Annotated in this window: 21 protein-coding genes; 12 read left to right on the top strand and 9 right to left on the bottom strand. The window is 48.8% G+C overall.

The window, feature by feature from the left end:
* Window positions 1–340 precede the first annotated feature (340 nt).
* From B5F28_RS12110 to B5F28_RS12100, 4 genes are all read right to left on the bottom strand, one after another.
* Entirely contained in the window at window positions 341–1,663 is a 1,323-nt protein-coding gene (locus B5F28_RS12110) for an McrC family protein (RefSeq protein ID WP_087296138.1), read from the bottom strand.
* The gene (locus B5F28_RS12105; protein ID WP_247643483.1) at window positions 1,644–3,311 is read right to left on the bottom strand and encodes an AAA family ATPase; all 1,668 of its coding nucleotides are present in this window, start codon (window positions 3,309–3,311) and stop codon (window positions 1,644–1,646) included. The genes B5F28_RS12110 and B5F28_RS12105 overlap by 20 nt, the downstream gene beginning before the upstream one ends.
* Window positions 3,312–3,314: 3 nt before the next feature.
* Window positions 3,315–3,746 (bottom strand): hypothetical protein, encoded by a 432-nt coding sequence (locus B5F28_RS15175; protein WP_247643482.1) that lies wholly within the window; start codon window positions 3,744–3,746, stop codon window positions 3,315–3,317.
* Between the two features lie 90 nt (window positions 3,747–3,836).
* Entirely contained in the window at window positions 3,837–5,756 is a 1,920-nt protein-coding gene (locus B5F28_RS12100; protein WP_143424746.1) for a hypothetical protein, read from the bottom strand.
* Between the two features lie 436 nt (window positions 5,757–6,192).
* Here B5F28_RS12100 and B5F28_RS12095 point away from each other — a divergent pair, with 436 nt between their 5' ends.
* From B5F28_RS12095 to B5F28_RS12080, 5 genes are read left to right on the top strand one after another with little or no spacing between them, the layout of a single operon-like run.
* Complete coding sequence (locus tag B5F28_RS12095) at window positions 6,193–7,725, top strand: type I restriction-modification system subunit M (protein ID WP_087296136.1); 1,533 nt, start codon at window positions 6,193–6,195, stop codon at window positions 7,723–7,725.
* Window positions 7,725–8,888, top strand: a complete 1,164-nt coding sequence (locus tag B5F28_RS12090) for a restriction endonuclease subunit S (protein WP_087296135.1) — start codon at window positions 7,725–7,727, stop codon at window positions 8,886–8,888. Before B5F28_RS12095 ends, B5F28_RS12090 begins: the two co-directional genes overlap by 1 nt.
* 11 nt (window positions 8,889–8,899) lie before the next feature.
* The gene (locus B5F28_RS14555; protein ID WP_143424744.1) at window positions 8,900–9,127 is read left to right on the top strand and encodes a hypothetical protein; all 228 of its coding nucleotides are present in this window, start codon (window positions 8,900–8,902) and stop codon (window positions 9,125–9,127) included.
* A gap of 3 nt (window positions 9,128–9,130) precedes the next feature.
* A complete protein-coding gene (locus B5F28_RS12085; RefSeq protein ID WP_087296134.1) occupies window positions 9,131–9,892 on the top strand; it encodes a DUF4393 domain-containing protein in 762 nt (253 codons plus the stop codon).
* A 13-nt stretch (window positions 9,893–9,905) separates the two neighbouring features.
* Window positions 9,906–13,283 (top strand): DEAD/DEAH box helicase family protein, encoded by a 3,378-nt coding sequence (locus B5F28_RS12080; RefSeq protein WP_087296133.1) that lies wholly within the window; start codon window positions 9,906–9,908, stop codon window positions 13,281–13,283.
* A 473-nt stretch (window positions 13,284–13,756) separates the two neighbouring features.
* Here the strand turns inward: B5F28_RS12080 and B5F28_RS12075 are convergent, their stop codons facing one another.
* Window positions 13,757–13,972, bottom strand: a complete 216-nt coding sequence (locus B5F28_RS12075) for a helix-turn-helix domain-containing protein (protein ID WP_087296132.1) — start codon at window positions 13,970–13,972, stop codon at window positions 13,757–13,759.
* A gap of 237 nt (window positions 13,973–14,209) precedes the next feature.
* Here B5F28_RS12075 and B5F28_RS14550 point away from each other — a divergent pair, with 237 nt between their 5' ends.
* The 7 genes from B5F28_RS14550 (at window position 14,210) to B5F28_RS12045 (ending at window position 18,777) form a co-directional block, all read left to right on the top strand.
* Window positions 14,210–14,425 (top strand): hypothetical protein, encoded by a 216-nt coding sequence (locus B5F28_RS14550; protein ID WP_143424743.1) that lies wholly within the window; start codon window positions 14,210–14,212, stop codon window positions 14,423–14,425.
* 76 nt (window positions 14,426–14,501) lie between these two features.
* Window positions 14,502–14,741 carry a helix-turn-helix domain-containing protein gene (locus tag B5F28_RS12070; RefSeq protein WP_087296131.1) on the top strand — a complete coding sequence of 80 codons (240 nt, stop codon included), beginning with the start codon at window positions 14,502–14,504 and terminating at the stop codon, window positions 14,739–14,741.
* On the top strand, window positions 14,731–15,846 hold the full coding sequence (locus B5F28_RS12065) for a tyrosine-type recombinase/integrase (protein WP_087296130.1): 1,116 nt from the start codon (window positions 14,731–14,733) through the stop codon (window positions 15,844–15,846). The genes B5F28_RS12070 and B5F28_RS12065 overlap by 11 nt, the downstream gene beginning before the upstream one ends.
* A 22-nt stretch (window positions 15,847–15,868) precedes the next feature.
* Window positions 15,869–16,156: a hypothetical protein gene (locus B5F28_RS12060; RefSeq protein WP_087296129.1), complete on the top strand. Its 288-nt coding sequence runs from the start codon at window positions 15,869–15,871 to the stop codon at window positions 16,154–16,156.
* Between the two features lie 120 nt (window positions 16,157–16,276).
* Window positions 16,277–17,374: a PDDEXK family nuclease gene (locus B5F28_RS12055; protein WP_087296128.1), complete on the top strand. Its 1,098-nt coding sequence runs from the start codon at window positions 16,277–16,279 to the stop codon at window positions 17,372–17,374.
* Between the two features lie 17 nt (window positions 17,375–17,391).
* Window positions 17,392–17,691, top strand: a complete 300-nt coding sequence (locus B5F28_RS12050; protein ID WP_087296127.1) for a DUF6809 family protein — start codon at window positions 17,392–17,394, stop codon at window positions 17,689–17,691.
* Window positions 17,692–17,916: 225 nt separating this feature from the next.
* Entirely contained in the window at window positions 17,917–18,777 is an 861-nt protein-coding gene (locus B5F28_RS12045; protein WP_087296126.1) for a hypothetical protein, read from the top strand.
* 352 nt (window positions 18,778–19,129) lie between these two features.
* Here B5F28_RS12045 and B5F28_RS12040 read toward each other — a convergent pair whose 3' ends face one another.
* Genes B5F28_RS12040 through B5F28_RS12025 form a run of 4 tightly spaced genes read right to left on the bottom strand, consistent with a single transcriptional unit; the run spans window position 19,130 to window position 24,516 of the window.
* Window positions 19,130–20,020 carry a hypothetical protein gene (locus B5F28_RS12040; protein ID WP_087296125.1) on the bottom strand — a complete coding sequence of 297 codons (891 nt, stop codon included), beginning with the start codon at window positions 20,018–20,020 and terminating at the stop codon, window positions 19,130–19,132.
* 20 nt (window positions 20,021–20,040) lie between these two features.
* The gene (gene kdpC / locus B5F28_RS12035; protein WP_087185157.1) at window positions 20,041–20,682 is read right to left on the bottom strand and encodes a potassium-transporting ATPase subunit KdpC; all 642 of its coding nucleotides are present in this window, start codon (window positions 20,680–20,682) and stop codon (window positions 20,041–20,043) included.
* An 18-nt stretch (window positions 20,683–20,700) separates the two neighbouring features.
* A complete protein-coding gene (gene kdpB / locus B5F28_RS12030; RefSeq protein WP_087296124.1) occupies window positions 20,701–22,761 on the bottom strand; it encodes a potassium-transporting ATPase subunit KdpB in 2,061 nt (686 codons plus the stop codon).
* Between the two features lie 12 nt (window positions 22,762–22,773).
* On the bottom strand, window positions 22,774–24,516 hold the full coding sequence (locus B5F28_RS12025) for a potassium-transporting ATPase subunit KdpA (protein ID WP_087296123.1): 1,743 nt from the start codon (window positions 24,514–24,516) through the stop codon (window positions 22,774–22,776).
* Window positions 24,517–24,528: the final 12 nt, after the last annotated feature.

Here is a 24,528-nt window from a genome sequence, read left to right as displayed (position 1 = left end):
CTGGCTCTGGGGTTCGCCGACAAAAATTGGTTAAATACTCCCGACAAAATATGGTCGTGATCTCCCGGCGCCAACAGCCTCCTGCGATACCGATTCTCCACGGCACCGTCTTTTATATAATTCAAGCATCGGTTCACACTCAGATGGATTCAACCAACGTTTCCCTTTAATCTTGCTGGAAGGTGTACATGCCTTGCTTCTGGATACATACAAATTTCCAGCTTCGACCCATACATAAAACCATACGCCGTGCCCTCTTGTTGGACAAGTGCGAACATCACGAGGATTTTTCTGAAATTCCAAAATGATTTTGTTCCACATCAGCATTTGCCCCTTTTGATTATACACATTCAGCCAACCTTGCTTGGAAAACCGTCTCTGCAATTCTGACCTTCTGGGTGAACTCTTTGTAGGTCCCAGTGCAATCCGGAATGCCCAGTCCTAATTTCACAACACACACATCATTTCTGGGCACCACATTCTTCTCGTAAGTGGAACCTTTATTCACCTGCAGTCTGTGCTCTTGGGTATCACCCGTGCTGGGATAGAAGTAAAAACCTTTCCTTGCGTCAAAGCGCAGCATATAGGCCAAAACCTGCAAATAGTCCTTGTTGCCGATATTCTCGGACGGCTTGTACTTCGCGTCACCGATCACACGATTCCGACTGTCTTTGCTGATAAAATCCGGGTATATCAGTCCAACATTGCCCGCAAACAAACGCTGAGCGCCTTGCCCTACGCGGTTCATCGGATGATAAAATATATCTCCAACAAGCAGATTAATATATTCTTCCCATAACCAGGCTCCGTCGAACAGAATCCCGTACACCTGTTTTGTTCCTGTACCGATTTGGTGCTTTTGATGTTGCAAAATCAAAAGGCACAGGTGCTGAAGGTGACGATACTCCCGATAATATGCATGTCGAATCGGTGTTTTCTGGTTTGCTGCAATAACCTTTTGTTTATCGTGAACGCGATACCGATTAGTTGCATCCACGACCAGGGACACTTCTTCTTTCACTTTGGAAAGGAGGATTCGCCCATGAGGCTTTCTCTGGATAAACTCTATCGTATGGCGCACCAGCTCCGTCAGGTCGTTGTCATACGAATACTCCCGCTGACTGTAAGCGATAGTTCCGACAAACGGTGTATTCTGGGCAATATGACGTGGGATGTCCATACTCCCTGCAACATGGCTGTCATTGTACTGGTTGCGAATATAGGTTTTGAATAGCCCCTTGCGCAGAGCATCTTTCAGATATCGAGGAAACAGGAAGAGCATCAGGTTGAAAAGCATATTTTCCTGGTTCGCGTCAACGCTTAGGTCAACAACATTGGGGAAGTTCATTGCGCGCTCCAGCAGATACTGGAAGAAATAGTCCTTCTCTCCGGAAGAAAATCTGGATTCAATCGCCAAACGCTCACTGCCACAGCCTAAAAAACCCATAATATTACCCGTACGATAACAATTATTGTAGCTTTGCAGAACGACTTGCTCTTCCTCAATATCCGGGGCATCATGGATTTTTTCAGGGAAAACAAAAATGCCCTCCTTTTCCAGTTCACTCAAGGTTTTATCAGCAATTTTATCCACAACACGCTGGATCGGAGCAAAATCGCTTTTGAGCATCAAGCGATTGTCCTTAACTCTGAGCAGTTTCATTTTCGACCTCTTGGTTGTCGCTGCTGTACCCATATGCCTGGGCAAACCGGTTCATAATAGCAGCCTCATCGTACATTCCCCGAATGTATTCCTGCAGCAGGGGGCACAAGTAATCCGTCCAGAGTTGGTCAAAGTTGAGTTCCTTCAGTTTCAAGAAATACGACCCACCAATCTGGTAATTCTCATTCAGTTCTTCCGTCTTAAGAATTTCCTGATTCAGTGCGGTCATCCTGCGGATTGCTTCGGATTCCAGTTCATCATCCAGCGCAGCAAGCATTTCCAGACGCTCGTCCGCTCTGATTTCGATGAATCGGAACCGGCGCCGCATCGCGAAATCAAAACTATCTACGGATTTGTCAATATCATTCATCGTGCCTATGATATAGACATTTTCAGGGATGTAAAATTTCTTACTGGGATCTGTGTGCAGATTGGCATACTGGGTGGACACCGCACCCGCCGGGCCTCTGTATCCAGGGTCGAGTGCGAAGAACAGCTCGCCGAATATTTTGGAGATCTCGCCACGATTGATTTCATCAATGATGAAAATATACTTCTTCAGTTTCTCCGGTGCAATCGCCTGCCGTGAAACAGGAGCTGGCTTCTTTTTGATGATTTCCTTGTACAATGCAAAGTCATAAGAGTATGCCTGTGTTGCGAACTTTTTACCGAAGAAAGCCGTGACATCTCTTACCTTCGTAAATGTTGTATCAGACTCCAGCATCTGACGAAGTTCGTCGGTGTTAAGACGTAGTTTATTTACCGTAGCATTGCCCGGAATCGCAACCTCAATATGCTCATCGTCGGCGCTTGTGACGGCAAACACATTCTTATTGACGGTTTCAAATGTATCTACGCCAAATTCTATAGAGGAGAAAAAGTCTGCAATGCTTTCCTGTGCAGATGTTTCTTTTTCGACTGTCTCCTGGGATTTTTGCGAATTCTCGTAATTCTTTCTGGCCCGCTCAACAAACCGTTTGAAAATGCCGTCCTTCAACTCAAACCCCATAGAGCCATCCGCATTGATTTTAGGGCGCAGGCCTTCCACAAAATCTGAATAGTCGTAGCTGGGATGGAATTGCACAAAATCCACCTGCTCCTTTTGTTCATCCGTGAGCATGGAAAAATCGTCGAAATAGCCATCGCTGATGATATCAGCGGCGATTTCTCTTGCAAGGTAAGTCTTACCGGTTCCCGGCGCACCACGGAAAATGATGTTTCTGGACTCAATCAGCTTGTCCGAATACGGATTGCGGTAACCATTGAAAACACGTTCCTTCTCCGATTGCTGCGGAGAGAGAGTTTCTGTGCTGTTTTGCTCAGAGACTTTTTCCTCCTTATCCTGCTTCTCTCGATAGGTAAGTACAAATCGGTCACCGGGTTCGCCAAACCGCTTCAGGCATTCCTGAACAAATACAATGGTGGAGAAAATGTTCCAGGAATATATCACAAATTTGCGATCATTGTCATAACTGTAGGTAAGATACTCAATTGAATTATGGTATTTTCGATATTCCTCTGCACTTGAAAAAATTCCTCGAATCACTCCACTATCCGGGCTGTACTGGCATACCGGAAAGTTTTCCTTTTCTTCCACGGACAACGCCCGGATTTGCTTTTCGTAAATCTGGAAGGCCAGCTTTGGCATCGTCTAATTGGAGTTCCTTCGCTCACCTTTGGCGTAGTTTCGCTTGATTGTTTGCCCGTTCGCACCTTGAAAATACACGCCAAGTGGGACAAAGTTATCCCCCAATCCTAAGCTGTCTTTGTCAAAGCACTCGTCCGTAGATGTGACTTGTTCAGCTGTGATCGTCAGCTCATACTTTTCCTGGTTGCCGGTAATGGTAAATCCTTTATTTTTGAGATAGTTTTTCGCTTCTATCGCATTGTAACCAGAAGTATCAATGGCAACTTCGTTTGCAAGATGGTTTGCAACGGCAATGACATACTTTGGCGGATAGAATTTTCCGTTCTCGCCCAGCAGGAAATACCGCATACTTTGGTTGTGATGGGGAACGCCGTTTTCATCAATAAATTCAATTGCTTTTAGAATGTCTTCCCGACTCACCTTTGGAATTGCCATTGTTGTCTCCTCCTATGTGATTCTGCCTCAAGAATATTTTCAGCCTTCTCAAACAAGATTGGATGCAATTACGTTTTACGATTCATCTTTTTAAGAATAGAAGGTGCAGAATTCATCGTTTATTTTGGTTATAACTAAAATCATTAATTTCAACAACGTTATGTAATCTTTTTTCTGCTCTTCTTCATCTTGTGGATAGGTGCTGTGTATATATTTGTTTCTCAAGTCCAATCCATCGCTGAACTCAGATTTGTTGAGCATATAATTCAAATAATCCCGCTCAGGCTCAGTGAACAACGTGCTTCCCACTCTAAGGTCGCCAGCCGAAATCATTTCTTCAACCACAGAAGAAAGAGCCTCAAAAGAAAAAGGAGGTGTATAGATACAAGTCACATCATTCTGGTAAAGGTCTTGTAATACCCATGCTTTATCAGGGTGTAATTCAATCGAACCATCAACAGATATGGAAATAACATCTCTTTCGTTTAACCACTGAATATAATTTTGCTGCCATTCTGCAAAATCAGACAGGCAGACTTTCTCGTGACTAAGTAGTTGACAAAATGTATCATACTTTGAGTTTGTTTTTTCGGTATAGGATAGTACCGATTGGTCGGAAAACAACGCCCACATTTCATTATTAATTTCTTTGCTGCTAGGATAGGCATATTTATTTGGGATCAAACTTGGTATATTTCCAATTATCATATGCTCAGAGGACATCTCAAATAGTTCGCGGTCTATTTTTCCATCTTCCACAAACATTCGGAACTGCTTCAGAACACCATCCATCTCACTTGCTAAGCTGCGGCACTTTTCTACATAAGTGGCAGAAGGAGCGGATGCTACCATAGAAAATCCATGCACGTCAAATTCTTCTGGCAAGTATGTTTCAAAAAACCACTTAAACACTTCTTCTAAATCAATATTGTGACTTTTCAAAAAATCGTAATACAATGCAGTCTGCGCAGCAGATGTCATATTCTTCATGTTAAAGCCCATGCCTTTTGGATAAAATTTAGCACCTCGCGGCATGAAATTCATTTCAAATACGCTGATTTCTGATTGAACGGAAACAAGCGAACTTCTAAACCATATATCGAACATTTCAAAAAGATACAAAAAATTATTCAAAATAGTTGGATAATCCAAATTGTTTTCAAGCCAATCAATATCGTATGTTAAGTGCCAGGTTGAGCCATCCCTCTTTTCTTCTTTCGTTTTTTCCTGTTTTGCAAAGCTAACACTAATTCCATATCCTGTAGTGGTTATGGTTTCTTTACGATTGCTCCAAAACTGTTTTAATGCGCGTTTCGCTTTAAGACGAAGCTTATTACTTATGGGACATTCTTTCGTACTTTGTCCTTTATATATTAATTCGAGTACATTAGGATGAACTCGTTCTGATTCCATGTATTTAAGAAAAACCGATTCAAATTCCGTAGGGCTGAATTCCTTTGGAATAAAATAATGCGATTTTGATCTCTCCAAATACACTGAGGTTAGGATTCTGACGGTCTCATCAGATGTGCGCAGAGCCTCTGCCAGTTGTGCGCCATAACGATAGACCAGTTTTTTATGCTCCAGTATTTTAGACAAAGTTGTATTGGGTGATTGTAAATAGATTTCAAAGATATTCGGCGAGATCCTATCAAACACATTAAATTGAACAAAGAGATCCCAAAAATCATCCATATAAAGAACCGAGACTATCGAGACAATTTCTATAAAATTACTGTCATTTATTTGAGGAAAAAATTTTCCAATGACAGATAAAAACATGTCAACAGTTTCTTTGTATTTTTTGCACTGTTCCTGTGTCCAACTTTTTAAAGCAAGATCCGAGTTGATAGCGTTCCGTATGTTGTATAATTCAATAATCTCGTTGATGTCCGTGTACTGCTTATCCAGTGTAAATGCATTCAGAATCGGTTCTGCCTTTTCTAATTGCCAAGCATTCCCTAGGTCGTTTTTTCCATAAAACTTAACACCGTCATAACGCTCTTTCAAAGTGGCATTTCCCATATTTTCACCCCAATTCTCTTTTTCAACTTGATTAGCGGATAATCATTCACCCTTACTACACATTCGCTTCGGCCCATAAATGGCTTCTTGCCTTCAAGAAAAGTCCTCACAGAACTCTATAAATTCACCTCTGAAATACCTTTATTATACAATAAAATGCACATTTTCACTAGAAAAACGCGCTTATTCGTTTTAGTCGCATATACACTTCACAAAGAACCGTTTTCAGCTTCCACCCAATGTGGGTATTCTACCTGTACCTCGGCCTATCATAAAGAGTAAAAATTCATTTGTTAATCGAAGCGCGATATATTATAATTAAACTTATAAAAACAATATGGATGAGCCTCTTTTGCGGACATTGCTCATGGTTCATTCAGTGGGGTTTTACTCCCAGCACAGGAAACGGAGGAACAAACGCATGATAACAGGCGTGATTAAAAATAAGGTTGACAAAATATGGACTGACATCTGGGCGGGCGGTATCACCAACCCCCTCACCGTCATTGAGCAGCTGACCTATCTCATGTTCATCCGTTCTCTGGATGAGAAAGAGCTGGAAACCGAAGAGTTTGAGAACATGACTGGCGAGAAGATGGACAAGATTTTCCCCCAGTCCGCTGTGGGGCAGTCCATGCGGTGGAGCAAATTCAAGAACAACGACCCCCGGGAGATTTACGATGTGATTTCCCGGCGGGTATTTCCTGCCATCAAGAGCATGAAGCACGGCCGCCTGCCGGACTTCAACGAGCAGGGCGAGATGGTGGAGGCCGGTGACGATTCCGCCAGCGACACGCAAAATGAGACCGCCTTCGCCCGCTACATGAGCGACGCCATGTTCCTGATTCCCACGCCCCAGGTGCTGCAAAAAATTATCACCGGGCTGGATGATTTGTATGAGCACGACATTGCCGACCGGGATATGCAGGGCGATTTGTACGAGTATATGCTGGGCAAGCTGGCCACCGCCGGGCAGAACGGCCAGTTCCGCACCCCCAAGCACATCCGGGAGATGATGGTGGAGCTGTTGCAGCCCACGCCGGACGATACCATCTGCGATCCGGCCTGTGGCACGGCGGGCTTTCTGGTCTCGGCCGCGGAATACATCCGCAAGCATTACGAGGACACCATGACCGCCGAGCAGTGGGAGCATTTTGCCGGGGACGCCTTCACCGGCTTTGACACCGACCGCACCATGCTGCGGATCTCTGCCATGAACCTGATGCTCCACTCCATCAGCCACCCGGAAATTGATTACAGCGACAGCGTTTCCAAGCAGAACCAGATCAGTGATCGATTCACCATCTGCCTGGCGAATCCTCCCTTTAAGGGGACCGTGGACGCGGAGAGCATCCACGACAACCTGAAGGCCGTGACCAACACCAAAAAGACCGAGCTGCTGTTCCTGGCGCTGTTTTTGCGGATGCTGAAAAAGGGCGGCCGCTGCGCCTGCATCGTGCCAGACGGTGTGCTGTTCGGCTCTTCCAAGGCGCACAAGGCCATCCGCAAGGAGCTTGTGGAGAACCATCAGCTGCGGGCGGTGATTTCCATGCCCTCCGGCATGTTCAAGCCCTATGCGGGCGTGTCCACGGCGGTGCTGGTGTTCACCAAGACCGGCGCGGGCGGCACCGAAAACGTCTGGTTCTACGACATGAAGGCTGATGGTTTTTCTCTGGACGACAAGCGCAGCGAGGTTGCGGAGAACGACATCCCCGACATCATCGAGCGGTTCCACCATCTGGACAAGGAAACCGACCGCCAGCGCACCGAGCAGAGCTTCTTTGTGCCGAAGCAGGAAATTGCGGACAATGACTATGACCTGTCCATCAACAAATACAAAAAGGTGGAGTATGTGCCGGTAGAGTACCCCTCGACCACGGAACTGATGGCCGACCTGCACGAGCTGGAAATGGAAATCACCGCCGGACTGGCGGAATTGGAGGGGATGCTGTGATGGCGAGATTGGGGGATGTTTGTGCTTTCTTTTCCGGGACTGGATTTCCAAATGCATTTCAAGGACGGCATTCAGGGAAATATCCCTTTTATAAAGTTGGTGACATATCAAAAAATGTACTGCTTGGAAACCGCGAATTAGTGGCTTGTGATAACTACATTGATGATGATATTGTCAAAGAAATCAAAGGCTTTATTCTCCCGCCACAAACTGTTGTTTTTGCAAAAATCGGGGAAGCTCTCAGATTGAATCGAAGAGCCATAACACAAAATTATTGTCTAATTGATAATAATGCGATGGGCATCAAGGCTAAAAACGATGTTTTAGATACACTTTATTTTTACTATTTTATGTGCAATGTTGATTTACAGCATTATTGTGAATCAACGACAGTTCCATCAGTTAGAAAAACACGTATAGCGGAAATAGACATTCCTCTCCCACCCCTTGACGAGCAGCGAAAAATTGCGGCGGTGCTGGACAAGGTCAGCGACCTGATTGCCAAACGCCGCCAGCAGCTGGACAAGCTGGATGAGTTGGTCAAGGCAAGGTTTGTGGAGATGTTCGGGGATGAGCATCATCTCGATAGTTGGAACTGCGTTTCAGTGGGAGATATAGCTGATATATGCGTCGGAGTGGTTATAAAACCAACTCAATATTATACCGATCAAAGCGGAACACCCGCATTTCGTTCTTTGAATGTTGGTGCTATGACTATAAAAAACACAGATTGGGTCTATTTTACGAAAGAGGGACATGAGAAAAACAAAAAGTCTATTGTCAGGGAAAATGATGTACTGGTTATTCGTTCAGGCGCCCCGGGAACAGCTTGTATAGTTACAAAAGAATTCGCAGGCTATAATGCAGTTGATATCATAATTGCACATCCAAATACAGAAAAAATCAATCCTGTTTTCCTTGCAATGTTTACAAATATGCCTCATGGAATGAACCAAATCCGAGAGAAAACCGGTGGGGCAGCACAACAACATTTTAATGTTGGCGGATATAAATCTTTAACTGTTATACTCCCGCCCATAGAATTGCAAGATCAATTCGCCGCCTTTGTGAAGCAAACTGAAAAGGCCAAAAAGACTATCAGACTTAGTCTTGATAATCTGGAAACACTGAAAAAGTCACTGATGCAGAAATATTTTGAGTGAGGTTAGATAAAATGCTCAGTTGGTTCTTACAACAAGATTCTACTATGAAAGCGGCAATTATTAGTAGCGGAGTGACTATTATTGTTGCTTTGATTGGCGGAATATTCAAACTAATGGAGTTTTGCGTTTCACATCAAAAGAAAAAAAGCGAAGCACAAAATTCGGTTGTTAATATTTCTCAAACAACTACAGGAAACAACAACACTTTTATCGGTGTTCAGAATAATAGAAAGGAATAAAATATGCCTGATACTACAAATATATCTCAGAATGCTGGATTGGGTGCAAAAAGGAACACTTTTATTGCAGAACAGCATAATTACACTGGGCTTTCTCCCACGGATGCGACTGAGATGGCATTTGCTATATTTAGGCAATATTTTCCGCAATTGCGTCAAGATGCCCTAAAAGAAGTACATGCGATTGTAGAAAATGAACTTCAAAAGATTCCTGCAACTGATATTCGATGTCCTTCCGCAAAAGTTGTTGTTCCACTTCTTCAAAACGCAAGCATAACAGAAGAGGCCAACCTACGAGAAATGTACGGAAAGTTGTTGGCTAGAGACATGAACCAAAAGACGAGTTCATCAATTCATCCGGCATATGTAGAAATTATAAATCAAATGAGCAGTGATGATGCTGAACTGTTTCGACGTATTGTTGAAATCGATAATAGCATCCCCGTTGCCGGAATTAAATTCGTATTTGAATCTCAGTACCTGATTAATGTAATGCCCCATTATTTCAGCCCACTCTTTAATGGTTTCGATCCTTGGAAAGCTTCTATTTGCCTAGAGAATTTGATTCGTCTCAATATTTTTCATTTTTTTGCAGGAACTGTTAATAGATACGATTATAACAAAATAAAACAAGATTCCTTTGTTATAGAGCAATTTGAATTCACAAAGAAAAACAATCCCTCCCGGCAGATTTCCATGCAATTATCAGAATATGTGATTCAAATGAATGATTTTGGTAGAGAATTCGCAAGATTGTGTTTTTAAGAGGTGTATTCTTGTGCCTAATTTTCTTTTTCTTGTAGAAAAAAGCGAATATTCCCTCTTCGCCCCGGCTTGTATGGAAGCCGAGAAAATCTATGCTTCCGCTCCGGCCATGTGTGCGGTGGGCTGCCGCAAGGCGCTGGAACTGGCTGTGAAATGGGTCTATGCGGCGGACAAGTCCATGAAAATGCCCTACAAGGACAATCTGCAATCCCTCATTCACGAGCCGACCTTCCGCTTTGCTGTGGACTCTGACACTTGGGGCAAGATGCCGTTTATCATCAAGCTGGGCAATCTGGCGGTACATACCGAGCGCAGCGTTCAGCCGAGCGATGCGCTTGCTTCCCTACGCGCTCTGTTTGAGTTTGTGCAGTGGATTGACTACTGTTATGGCGCGGATTATCAGGAGCGCACCTTTGACGAGAACCTTGTCCCCACCGCAAAAGTGGCGGTGGACACAAAAAAAATCAAGGAACAAGAAAGTCTGCTGGACCAGAAGGACGCCGAGATCGAGGCGCTGCGCAAGCAAATCGAGCAGATGTCCGCCCGCTACACCGCCGAAAAGGAGCAGCATCAGAAGGAGCGCACCTTCCAGCCGGAGGACCTCTCGGAATTCAAGACCCGCAAAATCTACATCGACGTGGACCTGAAGCTGATGGGCTGGAAATTTACCGGCCCGGATGCGGACGTACAGGAGGAGTATCGCGTGGAGGATATGGCCGGAGGACCCGGTCAGCCGGGCTTCTGCGACTATGTGTTGTTTGGAAAGGACGGTCTGCCCCTGGCGGTGGTGGAAGCCAAGCGCACCAGCAAGGACCCCAACATCGGGCGCAAACAGGCGGTTTTGTATGCGGATTGTCTGGAACGGAAGTTTGGCCGCCGCCCCATGATGTTCACCACCAACGGCTTTGAAACCTACTTCTGGGATGACCGGACCGCCCCGCAGCGGAAGGTCAGCGGCATTTTCAGCAAGGACGACCTGCAGAAGCTGATGAACCGCCGCACCGAGCGGATGGATTTGATGGGCGTTTCCATTGATGACAAAATCACTGACCGGTATTACCAGAAGGAAGCCATCCGGGCGGTGTGCGAACAGATTACGCAGGGGTTCCGCAAGCATCTACTGGTGATGGCCACCGGCACCGGCAAGACCAGAACCGCGTCCAGCCTGACCGATGTGCTCAGCCGCGGCAAATGGGTAACCAACATTCTATTCCTGGCTGACCGCACCGCACTGGTGAAGCAGGCAAAGGACGATTTCAAGAACTATCTGCCGGATATGTCCCTGTGCAACCTCTGCTCCAACAAGGACGACCGGAACGCCCGCATTGTGTTCTCCACCTATCCGACCATCCTCAACGCCATTGATGACACCAAATCCAAGGACGGGCGGCAGCTGTTTACTCCAGCGCACTTCGACCTGATTATCATTGACGAAAGCCACCGGAGCATCTTCAAAAAGTACCGGGCCATCTTTGAATATTTTGACGCCTTCATGGTGGGCCTGACCGCCACGCCGAAAACCGATGTGGATCGGAACACCTACGACTTTTTCGAGATGGAACACGGCGTGCCCACCTATGCTTATGATTATGAAACGGCAGTGCAGCAGGACCATGTGCTGGTGCACTATTACAACTACGAGGTCAAGACCCGTTTTCTGGAGGATGGCATCTCCTACGATGATTTGTCCGAAGAGGACAAAGAGCGATATGAGGATGATTTCATCGAGGACGGTCAGCTGCCGGACTTTATCCCCTCCGCTGCTCTCAATAAATTTGTGTTCAACGAAACCACTGTGGACATCGTGCTGCAGGACCTGATGGACCGGGGCATCAAGGTGGCGGGCGGCGACCGTCTGGGGAAAACCATCCTGTTTGCCCAGAACAAGCGACACGCGGAGTTTATTCTGGAGCGGTTCAATAAGCTGTACCCCCAGTACCGGGGCAGCTTCGCTCAGCGGGTGATTTGCGACGATGCCTACGCACAGACCATCATCGACGATTTCAAGCAGCCGGAAAAGGAACCGCACATTGCCGTATCGGTGGACATGATGGACACCGGCATCGACGTGCCGGAATGCGTCAATCTGGTGTTTTTCAAAAAGGTTCGGTCAAAGGCAAAGTTCTGGCAGATGATTGGCCGCGGCACCCGGCTGTGCAAAGGGCTGGCCTGCGTGGACCAGATCGACGGAACCTATACCGACAAGCGGCGCTTCCTGATTTTTGACTACTGCGGCAACTTCGAATACTTCCGGCAGCACAAAGAAGGTTACGAAACCAGAGAAACCAAAACGCTGTCGGAAAACATCTTCGGCAAGCAAATCAAAATCGCCATGGCTTTGCAGGAAAGCACCTTTGCCGGGGAGGATTATCAGGCATGGCGTAAGGAGATTGTCAATACCTGTCACCGGCAGATTCTGGCCCTCAGCCCTGACCTGATTGCGGTAAAACTTCGGATGAAGTCGGTGGAGAAATACAAAAAGCCGGAATCGCTTGTGTCCATCAGCGAGGGCGACAAGGGCGAGCTTCTGACGCAGATTGCACCGCTGGTGCGCTCTGAAGAAGCGGACGAGTTTGCAAAGCGTTTCGACAACTTCATGTATGGCCTGATACTGGCGCACATCGAACAGATGCCCGCGTTCAAGTATGCCAAAAAGCAGCTGTGTGACACCGCTTCCCTGCTGGAACGCAAAGCCAGCATTCCGCAGATTCAGGAAAAGCTGCCGCTGCTGCGAAAAATCCAGACCGATGCGTTCTGGGATGCCGGCGATGTTCTGTTGTTTGAGCGGGTCCGGGAAGAGCTACGGGAGCTGATTCGCTTTTTGGACGAAGGCGGCGGAGAGCAGAAGCGCATTGTCACCAAACTGACCGACCCGATCATCGACAGCCAGGAGGGCATCCAGTTGGATGTAGTCTATGACTTTGAGGATTACCGATTAAAGGTCAACCGGTATGTCAACGAGCATGGCGATACGCTGGCAATTCACAAACTGACGCACAACATTCCGTTGACGCTGGGCGATTATCAGGAACTGGAGCGGATATTGACCAGCGAGCTGGGCAGCAAAGAAGACTATGCCCGCGAGTTTGGCGATACGCCCTTTGGTTTGCTGATTCGTAAAATCGCCAAGCTGGACCATGAAGCGGCAATGCAGGCGTTTTCCTCCTTCATCAATGACCAGTCGTTGAATCAGCAGCAGATTGCGTTTGTGAACAAAATCATCCATCACATTGAACTGAACGGATACATGGAGAATGTGGCGGAGCTGACAAGGCCGCCCTTTGACAAGCCGGTCAGCTTCATCAAGCTGTTTGACGCAAAAACCAGAACCTCCTTGCTGGAAACAATCAATCAGGTTCGTGAAAACGCCGTTCAGATCACGGCATCATAAAAACAGAAAACCAGGCGCAGAGATTCACCTCAGCAGGTGGCTCTGTGTCTGGTTTTTATAGTTTAGCGTTTTTATCAAGGTCTTACATCCGAATTTCTTCTCTGCGATGAAAGACTATAAAGCAATTGACTTTCAAATCGAATCCCCCTCCTAGGTTTCCAGCCTAGGAGGGGGGCGTGCTTAATGATTATTCATCATCTGGCCAGGCGCTGTAAAGCGCCAGACCTATCAATGCGACTTCTAGCACGACAGAGAGCCACGTGGGTGTCACCGCTACCTACAGTACTGTTTCGGCAAACTACTCCAGCACAAGAGCGGTGACACCGAACCATCTCCACCTTTTGAGCTTCAAGGCCGGAGCCACCTCCTCATTTTAGATTTGGGCTAACCCATAGTAGAATTATGTATCAAAAGAGACTTCTCGTCAAGTCCGTTTGCTTCGTTTTTCTATTCGGATTAATCATAAACAAAACTTATGTGGAAGAATCTTCCACGTATTCCATTAAATCACCCGGTTGGCACTTCAACACTTGGCAGAGTTTATCAATAGACTTCTCTGTTAATCCGCCTTTTCCGTTCTTAATGGCAGTTAACGTGCTTTGCCCAAGCAGTCCTTCTTTTCGAATCCGATACGTTGTGTATCCTCGCTCTTTCAATAGAGCAAAAAGTTTGTCATATTTTATCGACATTCGCATACACCTTCTCTCATAGTTATAAATCAAGTATATATGCGAAATATACACCATGTCAAGTGCATATTTCGCATAAAAGTCAATTAGCAAAAGGAACAAATATTCAAGCCACAATATTCACTTTATTTGGTGCGTATTGTGGCTTGTTTTATGCACTGATTTTGGTGTATAATGAGATTGTCGAAAGGGACACACACCGCCCGGATAAACCTAATTCCAAAGGAGGAGAGACCAATGACCACACTTCATCACTATATTAACAATTTCATTTATCCGACTGACAATATCCCTGACCATCGAAGCCGCCGGTTTGGCTGTTGTCCTTGCCTGATGGCTGTGAGAGAGTTTGCTTCGTTCCAACAAAAAAGCCGCATTCGGGCTGCCACCCGAACACGGCAAGCGCAAAATGAATCCGACTCAAATCAAAGCCATTCTGCCCTTTCATCATAACATGCCGGTCTATGCAAAACAAGCCGGAAAGGGCGGTTCTCAGAAATTCACACCTGATATATAAAGGAGAACTGACATGAAAAAGGAAATCACCTTTGAAAAGAGCTACCTCACCGTAGCGGATATTAAGAGTTATCTGTGCATCAGCACCTCGGCGGCCTACGAACTGACCCATCGCAAGGACTTCCCGGTCTGCCGGCTGGGATCGTCTATCCGCATTCCCACCCAGCTGTTCCTGGCCTGGGTGGAAAAACACACCCGCGTCCCGGCCGATCTGGCCCCTGCCCAGAAGGAGGTGGCCTTCCATGTCGGGTAAACGCGCAAAGGGGGAGGGATCTGTCCACCGGCTTCCCAGCGGGAGCTGGCAGAGTCAAGTTATGGATGGCTACACCGATGAGGGCAAGCGCCATATCGTCAGCTTTACGGCCCCCACCCGAGCGGAGGCTTTGGCCCGGCTGCGGGAGTATCTTCTGAACAAGCAGGAAGTTATCGAGCAGGAAACGCCCGAAGTACCGCTATTCGCAGAGTATGCCCAGCGTTGGTACGAGGCCTACCGCTCTCAGGTAGAGGAGTCTACCTATGCCAACTATCGCTACACCTTGAAGCTGTTGAACGGCGCCTTCGGTAAGCTGCCGCTGAACGAAGTTAAGGTGGCACAGGTGAACCAGTTCGTCAACGGGCTGGCGGCCAAGGGATACTCTTCTTCTCAAATCAACAAGTGCCGGTCCATGCTGATTCAGATTCTGGATGTGGCCGAAGCGGATGACCTAGTGGTAAAGAATTACGCCCGGCGGGCTTTCCGTACCACCAAGCAGCTGAGCAAGGAGAAAAAGACTCACGCCAAGGACGCGTTCTCGGTGGAAGAAACCGAGCGGCTGCTCTCCGACCTACCGGATACTCTGCTGGGCAACAGCATTCGTCTGATGCTTATTTCCGGCCTGCGTTTGCAGGAACTGCTGGCCCTGACACCCCGGGATATTGCCGAGGATGGCAGCTGGGTCCGGGTGGACAAGGCAGTCAAGATGGTGGATGGCATCCCCAAGCTGGGCGACCCAAAAAGCTACACCAGCCGTCGCGTCATTCCCATCGCACCCAAGTACCGGGAAATTCCGCTTTGGCTGCGTGAAAACGGCGGACAGGCATTTCTCTGGTGCGCTCCTCGTCGGGAAAGCCTTCTGTATGCCACCTATACCGTGCGCCGCAAGTACTACCAGCTGATGGAAAACTATCCGGATGTGCGCCGCCTGTCGCCCCACTGCTGCCGCCACACCTATGTGACCCTTTTGCAGCGTCAGGGCGTACCCATGGAAACCATCGCCCGGCTCACCGGACATACCGACATCAAGACTACCGAGAACTATCTTCACATCTCCGATGATACATTGGCCAGCGCCGTGACAGCGCTGGAGAACCTGATTTGATTACAGAAAAGAGGTATAACTCATGAATAAGGAATACAACATCTCCATCAACATCACCCCTAAGGCATTTGAAGGCCTTGCCCGTCAGGGAATGCTCTGCCATCAGGGCATCTGTGAGCTGTGTGACGACGCCCTCGCCGCCACGCTTTCCAACGAAAAGGCCCGTGTCTGTGTGGCGCTGGCTCCGGACGCGGATAAAAACTATCTCAATATTGCGGTGGCCGACTGGGGCTGTGGCATGGAGCTCGCCGCCCTTACCAATGCGCTTCAGCTGGGCAGCGCTCCGCTGAGCAATGACCGCCTGAATTAACATGGATACGGACTCAACAACGCGCTGGCCTGCCTGTCCGGCGGCACCGGTGACTGGTGTATCTACACCCGCAGCCAGCCCGGCCCGTATTTCAAGGTCAGTGGCCCCTTTGACCTGAACATGACCGTCAAGATGGCCGAAACCATCGACCTGCCGGAAGGGCTGAATCTCCAGTGGCCCGATCCCTCCACGGTCATCCATGTGCGGGTACCGATGGCTATCGCCCGTACCTTGCAGCGGCAGGGTAACCGAAAGCTCAGCGACCTGGTCACTCTTCGGATGTGGCTGATTGAGCATCTGGGTGTTGCGTACCGGGGCTATCTGGAGCTGGACCCGGTCACGCTGGAGCCCAGCGCCAAAATTGCGGTGACTGTGGGCCAGAGCAGCCTGCTGGTGCCTCCCATCCCGGTCCCTATGATGATGGGTCGCACTGAAAAGCTGGAGGTGGAGCTGGGTGGCCAGGTGGTGCCGGTGACATACGTCCACGGCACCCTCGATAAATCGAAACAGGAACATCTGGTGCATGGCAGCAAAGCCCGGTACTACTATCAGTGCAGCCAGCCCACACAGGGCATTGATATCCGGCTGGGCAAGCGGGTAATTGCCACCGCCCAGTTGGGGGAAGTTTGGCATCGGGAAGATGGCAGCCCTCTTTGCCGGCACAACAGCTACAACGATTTTGTGGGAGAACTGATTCTCCCGGAGCTTCCCCGGGGCGTTCTGGCCACTCTCAACAACAAGACCGGCATCGACCGCAACGACCCGGATTGGGATGTGGTCTTTGAAGCGCTGGCAGATTTCCCGCCGCAAAAAAACGCCGCCGCACTCAGCGAGGATGAACTGAAAAAGAAGTGGATGAAAATCCTCAAGGCCGCCAATCCGGAGGACGATGTGACCAGTGAGATCTCCGTCTGGCCCACCGGCACCCGCGTGGATGTGGTGGACAAAGGGGAAAATGGAAAATACGATATCTATGAGCTGAAGACCCGAAAGGCGGAGCCGAAGGATCTGTACCAGCTGCGGATGTACTGGGACGGTCTGGTTCTGGAGGGAATTCAGCCCACCCGGGGAATTCTGCTGACAAACGGCTATTCTGACAGACTGCAGGAGATGGTGCGCATTCTGAATACCCTGCCCGCACCCAACTTTCCGGACGGACGGCCCAGCGCGCCCTACAACTTCTCGCTGGCCACCCACAAAGAAAAGCAGCTTCTGTGATAAAGGAGGAACTTCGCATGGTACTGGATGCTATCTACCGGGGAGAGTTGCTTCCCTGTGAAAATAACATGGAAGGAAACGGTCGGCACAAACAGGCGGGCAAGGAGATTGAACAGCTCCTGAAAGACCTGCGGAACAATCTGAGCGAGGATGATATGGCACTGGTGGACCAGATGCTGGAACAGACGCTGATTATCTGCGATACGGAATGCAGCGATGCATTTCAATACGGGTTTTCCACCGGACTGCTGCTGATGCAGGAGGTGCAGGAAATTCTCCGCAAGCGGGTTGATACAGCTGCACAGGGCATCTTCTGAAAAAAATTTTAAAAGATTGATTGATATCAGCAGATGTAATTCATATAATACAGGTAAGCAGGAATCCAACGCGAATTTTGGGCAACGAAAATACCCACTCTAAGTGCGCCCTTTGGAGCTTGCAATATTATGATAAAAAGCCATTCTGTGATTGCGGCGGCATTGTCGGACTGTCATGGAATGGCTTTTTTATATGATTTTTAAAAAGAAAAGGAGTAAAAAACAATGGCAAACAAATGCAGTGTCTCGATGAAAGTGTCTGGTCCCAGCGAAGAGCTGAAAACATTCATTTATGCCACGCTGAAACACCGGACCAATGGGCAGAAACAGTCTCTGAAGCTTTGCTTTACATTGGAAGCACTTGTGCCTTGTGATGTGGATGAAGACCCTTACGAATGCTGGGGCTGTTATGGAGATGTGCTGGACGATGTAACATTGCAGGATATGGAGTGGACAGAAGGATGCGAGTCTGTTGTATTTGAATTTCAAACCCTCAATGCCCCTCCGCTGCACTGGTTGTATAAGGTGGCCGCAATGTATCCGCGGCTCACAATTGACATGAGCGCAGTGGAATATTTGCTGGGCATCAACATGAGTGCGCATGCTGAGAATGGAAAAGTAACAGAGGATTGGGCAGATTCGCCTGAATGGGAGGATGTAGAAGCTCCTGATGAGGAAGAAGGACTGGTCTGCGGGATCCGTTCTGTTCCGGATGAGGAATTCCTGTATGAACTTGATGAAATGGATGCAATGGGCTTGTGGGATTTCGAAGCGGAAAAGGAAATGCCTGCTGAAGAAGATTCCGCTGATGCAGCGGATCTGGATTTCTTCCAGCAAGGAATCCGTGATACACCGGATAGCCCGGCGCTGGATTGGTACGGTTTCGCAGATAAGCCCACAGGTGTTTTTGTGTTCCGGAGCGGTACTCCCTGCGAGCTTATTGGCTATCGAGCTGCACAGGGTCTTCCTCCCCTTTCGATGATGGAACGAGCAAAGCTTTTATGTGGTATTGGTCCGGATCAGAATCACCTTCTGATCCATGACCGTTACACATCCCTGCAGGACTTTTGGTGTACGAGTTATTGATTCAAAGAAAACACTGTTCACAAATTGAAAGGACGATGCAAGCAGCATAAAGAGGGCCAGCGGGTGTGTAACCTCGCCGGCCCTCTTTTGTTCGGAGCATACCGTTATTGTTTACTCAGAGAACTTACATGTTTGCGTTATCGTCCATGCCAGCACGTTCTATCCAACGCGAATGGTTCAGGCGTTTTTATTTCGTTTTTCCAACAGATCCTGGCGGAAATTAAGGTCTTGCTGCCGTGTTTCTTTATTCCTTAATTTGCATGGAACAGAATCGGGCCACGATTTTTTATTCCTACTTTTACACAGCTTGAAGGGACGCATGTATCTCATGCGTCCCCCTTTGCTGTTTCTTTTAAAAATTAAGCGGAAACATAATTTTCAGCAGCGCACGCTGCGCATACTGATGGCTATCAAAATTGAAGTAACAAGGTCTTTTTTGATCATTATACAGTTTAAACTCGGATTCAGCAAAATCAACTGTGTACCCCTGATCCTGCAATGCTGCGTGCAAAGAAAGCTCCCATTCAACACGGTCGTTCAGGTGATTCTGACAAATCAGTTGATAAACCCACTCAAATTCCGCATAATCAAACCGATCTCTCAAAAAACCTGACCACAGCGCTTTCTTCTGATGAAAATCAAGCGCCTGGACACAATCGGAATATTTCAGCTTCTCCAGTATGCCGCCATAACAGAAGCAGCAATTTTGCCAAATGGTTGGAATCTTCTCCTGTTCCAAAAACGCATGATACTCCCATTCCAGCGCTGCAATCCCATTGTTCCAATCCGTTGATTGAAACAAACTTCTTAATGTCCTGGCCTGGTCTGGCGATTCGCAGACAATTCGCAAACAAAGCGCCTGCATCGTTTCCGATGCGCGGCCGGAAAGCGTTTTCTGCACACCATACAGCGTTGCGTCCTGTTTTTCCAAGGCAAGCCATACACTTTCCTGCGTTGAATCGGCATTGGTAAACGCATCAATTTTCCATCGCGGCATCAGCACCGCCAGTTCCGGGCCAAATACCTGCCAAAAATCCAGCTCTACGAATGCAACATCACGAAACAGTGCATAAAGTACATCACTTTCTCTCTGTCCGCCAACAATGATCTGCGGGCTGGCCTTTGTCCATGCGCTCATGTCAAATAGAAACGCAAGAAGCTCTTGTGCAACGGGCTTTTCAGGCCCAACCAGAGATGGAATCTCGAGCTGTTTCGCGTTCTGGAACGCATGCATCTCCATCATAATGGGCCGCTCCTTTCTTTTTACAGAGTTCCCATGGCCTGCGCGATTTCAATGTTTACCTTCAGCACATTCACCGTTTCCTCACCGAACACGCCAAACAGTTTTCCCATTGTATTGCGCTTCACAATTTCCTGCAGGCTTTCTTCGCTCAAACCGGAAGCCTGTGCAATGCGGGGAAGCTGAATCTGAGCGGATGCAGGAGAAATGTGCGGGTCCAGGCCGGAACCGGATGCGGTGAGAAGATCGGTCGGGATATCCTCGCGCTTGATTTCAGGATTTTTCTCAAGAAATGCCTCCATATCGGCTTCCACCCGCTCCACAAGCGCCGGATTGGAAGGCGCATAGTTGTTGGAACCGGAGGCAAGGCCGCCAAACTCTGTGCCGTCGTTATAGTATTTCCTGCCGTCTTCACTCTCGGTATAAACATTGTAGTGATAAGCAGACGGACGGCTCCACATATAGCAGTCCTGCGTGAATTCCTGGCCCACATGTTCCGCTCCAACCGCCATTCCGTTTACGGTAATCAGGCTGCCGCCCGCCTGGTGCGGGAAAATCACCGAAGACAAACCGGTGAGCAGACAGGGAAAAAGCAGACCACAGATCAGCATCAAAACAACTGTAACAAGAACCGCCTGACGCGTGCCGTGTAAAAATTCTTTCATAGGAGTTCGCATCCTTTCTTAGAGCCCAAGACCGATGGCAGTGAGCAGAGGGGCAATCAACGTATCGATGATTTTAATTCCCACAAACGGCGTAATCACGCCACCCAGGCCATAGATCAGCATGTTCCGGGCCAGCATTCTTCCGGAGGACATGGGCCGATATTTTACCCCCTTCATTGCCAGAGGAATCAAACAAGGGATAATGATTGCATTGAAGATCAGCGCAGACAGAATCGCACTGTTCGGTGTAGCCAGATTCATGATATTCAGCACCTTCAGCTGAGGGATGGAAATCATGAACATCGCAGGGATAATCGCAAAATACTTGGCAATATCGTTCGCGATTGAGAAGGTGGTCAGACTGCCGCGAGTGATCAGCAGCTGCTTGCCGATTTCAACCACTTCCAGAATTTTGGTCGGGTCGCTGTCAAGGTCCACCATATTGGCAGCTTCCTTGGCCGCGGTTGTACCGGAATTCATGGCCAGGCCCACATTTGCCTGTGCCAGCGCGGGAGCATCGTTGGTGCCGTCGCCGGTCATGGCAACAATCTTGCCTTCCGCCTGCTCCTTTTTGATCACATCGATTTTATCCTCCGGCTTGCACTCGGCAATGAAGCCGTCAACACCTGCTTCTTTTGCAATGGTAGCCGCGGTAAGCGGATTATCACCGGTGCACATGATGGTTTTGATGCCAATCGCACGCAGCCGCTCAAAACGCTCCACCATGCCGGGCTTCACCGTATCTTTCAGATAGATCACGCCCAGAATGCGGTCATTTTCACATACCGTCAGCGGCGTACCACCCAGACTGGAGATCTTATTCACCTGCTCATGCAGGTCTGAAGGAATCGTGCCGCCCAGCGCTTTCACATACTGCTCGATCGCTTCTGCCGCGCCCTTGCGAACCTTCGTGCCATTTGGCAGATCAACGCCGCTCATCCGCGTCTGCGCCGTAAACTCGATAAACTCCGAGCCAGCGGTCTCCTGGCTGTTATCCCCCAAATGCCGGGCCAGCTCCAACGTGGACTTGCCTTCCGGGGTATCGTCATGCAGGCTGGTCAGTGCTGCGCAACGGATCAGATTGCTGCGGTTCGCACCGCCTACCGGGAAGAAACCAGCGGCCAGACGGTTGCCATAAGTAATGGTGCCGGTTTTGTCCAGAATCATAGTATCCACGTCGCCGCAGGCTTCCACTGCCTTGCCGGACATGGCAATCACATTGAACCGGGTGACACGGTCCATACCCGCGATGCCAATGGCGGAGAGCAGACCGCCGATCGTGGTGGGAATCAGGCAAACCGCCAGCGCGATCAGAGTAGAAGTCTGCAGCTGAACGCCGGAATAAATGCCGATGGGATAAAGCGTAACGATAACGATCAGAAAAATGATCGTCAGGGAAACCAGCAGAGTATTCAGTGCGATCTCGTTGGGAGTCTTTTTACGGGAAGCTCCTTCCACCAGTGCGATCATACGATCCAGAAAACTGTTGCCGGCATCCGAAGTGATGCGGATTTTCAGCCAGTCCGACACAATGGTCGTGCCGCCGGTCACCGAGCAGAAGTCGCCGCCAGACTCACGAACCACTGGAGCGGACTCGCCGGTAATGGCGGATTCGTCCACAGATGCAATGCCTTCGATCACTTCACCATCGCCGGGAATCACTTCTCCGGCGCAGACCATGACCACATCACCTTTTTTCAGTTCGCTGGACAGCACCTCTTTTTCGGTGCCGTCCAGCATCAGCAGCCGGGCCTTTGTGTCCTTCTGGGTTTTCTTCAGGCTGGCCGCCTGCGCCTTTCCCCGGCCTTCGGCAACAGACTCGGCAAAGTTTGCAAACAGAACCGTGATAAACAGCACCACGCAAACGATGATATTATACAACCGCAGATTCGTACCGGTGCTCACATCGCCGAACAGCCCCGGGAATAAGGACAGTAGCAGCGTGATGAAGCAGCCCACCTCTACCACAAACATGACGGGATTTTTCCTCATGTATACGGGATTCAGTTTTGCAAAGGAGCCGATCAGCGCCTGCCGGAATATATCCGGCGTGACCAGCTTCTGATTTTTCTTGCTCATGGGGGTTCCTCCTTATGCCCAAAGGGTCAGATGCTCCGCGATGGGGCCCAGTGCAAGCACCGGGAAAAATGTAAGTGCTGCAAAGATATAGACCACAAACACCAGAATCACTGCAAAGCTCATCGTATCGGTATGCAGCGTACCGACGGATTCATTGACAAATCGCTTTTTCATCAGCGAGCCTGCGATCGCCAGCTGGATCACGATGGACAGATAACGGCCGAAGAACATTGCAAAACCGGTCGTGATATTCCAGAACAGGGTGTTATCCGCCAGGCCTTCAAACCCGGAGCCGTTGTTTGCGGCCGAGGAAGCATATTCGTACAGCACCTGCGAAAGCCCATGGAATCCAGGGTTTGTGATGCCCGCCTGACCCGCCTGTGTTCCCACCGCCAGTGCAGAAAATGCAAGGATCAGCAGCGGATGAATGATGATGCACAGAGCGGTGAGCTTCATCTCACGGCCCTCGATCTTTTTGCCCAGATATTCCGGGGTCCGGCCGATCATCAGGCCACAGATAAACACGGCCAAAATCGCATACAGAATCATGTTCATCAGGCCGACGCCCTTACCGCCAAACACCACATTCAGCATCATGTGCAGCATCGGGATCATACCGCCCAGAGGGGTGAGCGTGTCATGCATGTTGTTTACCGTGCCGGTGGTGAACGACGTGGTCGTCGTGGTAAACAAGGCGGACTGCGCAATGCCAAAGCGCACTTCTTTGCCCTCCATACTTCCCATGGACTGGCTCAAGCCTGCATCTGCCAGAGCGGGATTGCCCTGCGATTCCGCCCAGAAACACACGCTTAAACCAATCACAAAAAGAATCCCCATGGCAGCAAAGATGCTGCGGCCTTCCCGTCCATACACCCAAACGCTCAGGCTCTTATGTGCGGTCTTTTCCGGCTGTTCCTTCAGCTTCTTGCGGTCACGAACCATTTTGCCGAAGGTGATTACACAGGCACCGGGAAGCAGCATCATGGAATACAGTTCGATCAGATTGGAAAGGATTGTCGGGTTCTCGATGGGTGTGCTGGAGTTGGCCCCCAGGAAACCGCCGCCGTTGGTCCCCAAATGCTTGATGATTTCCAGGGCGGCAACGGGACCCATGGCGATCACCTGTTTGGTTCCTTCAATGGTATCCACAACAACATTTCCGGAAAAGTTCTGCGGAACGCCCTGCCATACCAGCAGAAGGCCGCCAACAATGGAAAACGGCAGCAGCACGCGGGTGATGATCCGTACCAGGTCCACGAAAAAGTTCCCCACATTGTCCTTGGATTTCCCAGCCAGACCACGGATGAACGCGATGCAGGCCGCGTAACCGGTGGCAGCGGAAACAAACATCATGAAGATGATCACCAGCATCTGCGACAGGTACGACAAACCGGATTCACCGGAATAGTGCTGCAGGTTGGTGTTGGTCATAAAACTGATAATGGTATTGAACGAAAGCGACTCCTTCATTCCCTCAATTCCATTGGGGTTAAACAGCGGAATGCTCTGAATACGAAGAATCATATATCCCAGCAGAATCATTACCGCATTGGTTCCCACCAGAGCGGCCGCATAGCGTTTCCAGCTCATCCCGCTGGCGGGATCTACGCCGCCAATTTTGAAGATAACGCCGTCCACACGGTCAAACACCGGATCGGCAAAGGTGTGTTTTCCGGCCGCAATATGATATACATAAGTACCCACCGGAACTACCATTATCAAATAAAGGATAATGGTCAAGATGATTTGCAGCATACTCAATTCCTC

This window comes from Gemmiger sp. An194 (assembly GCF_002160145.1).
In the GTDB taxonomy this organism is placed as follows: Bacteria; Bacillota; Clostridia; order Oscillospirales; family Ruminococcaceae; genus Allofournierella.
Note: the sequence above shows the minus strand (reverse complement) of the source record. Positions and strands in the feature narration are given on the sequence as shown.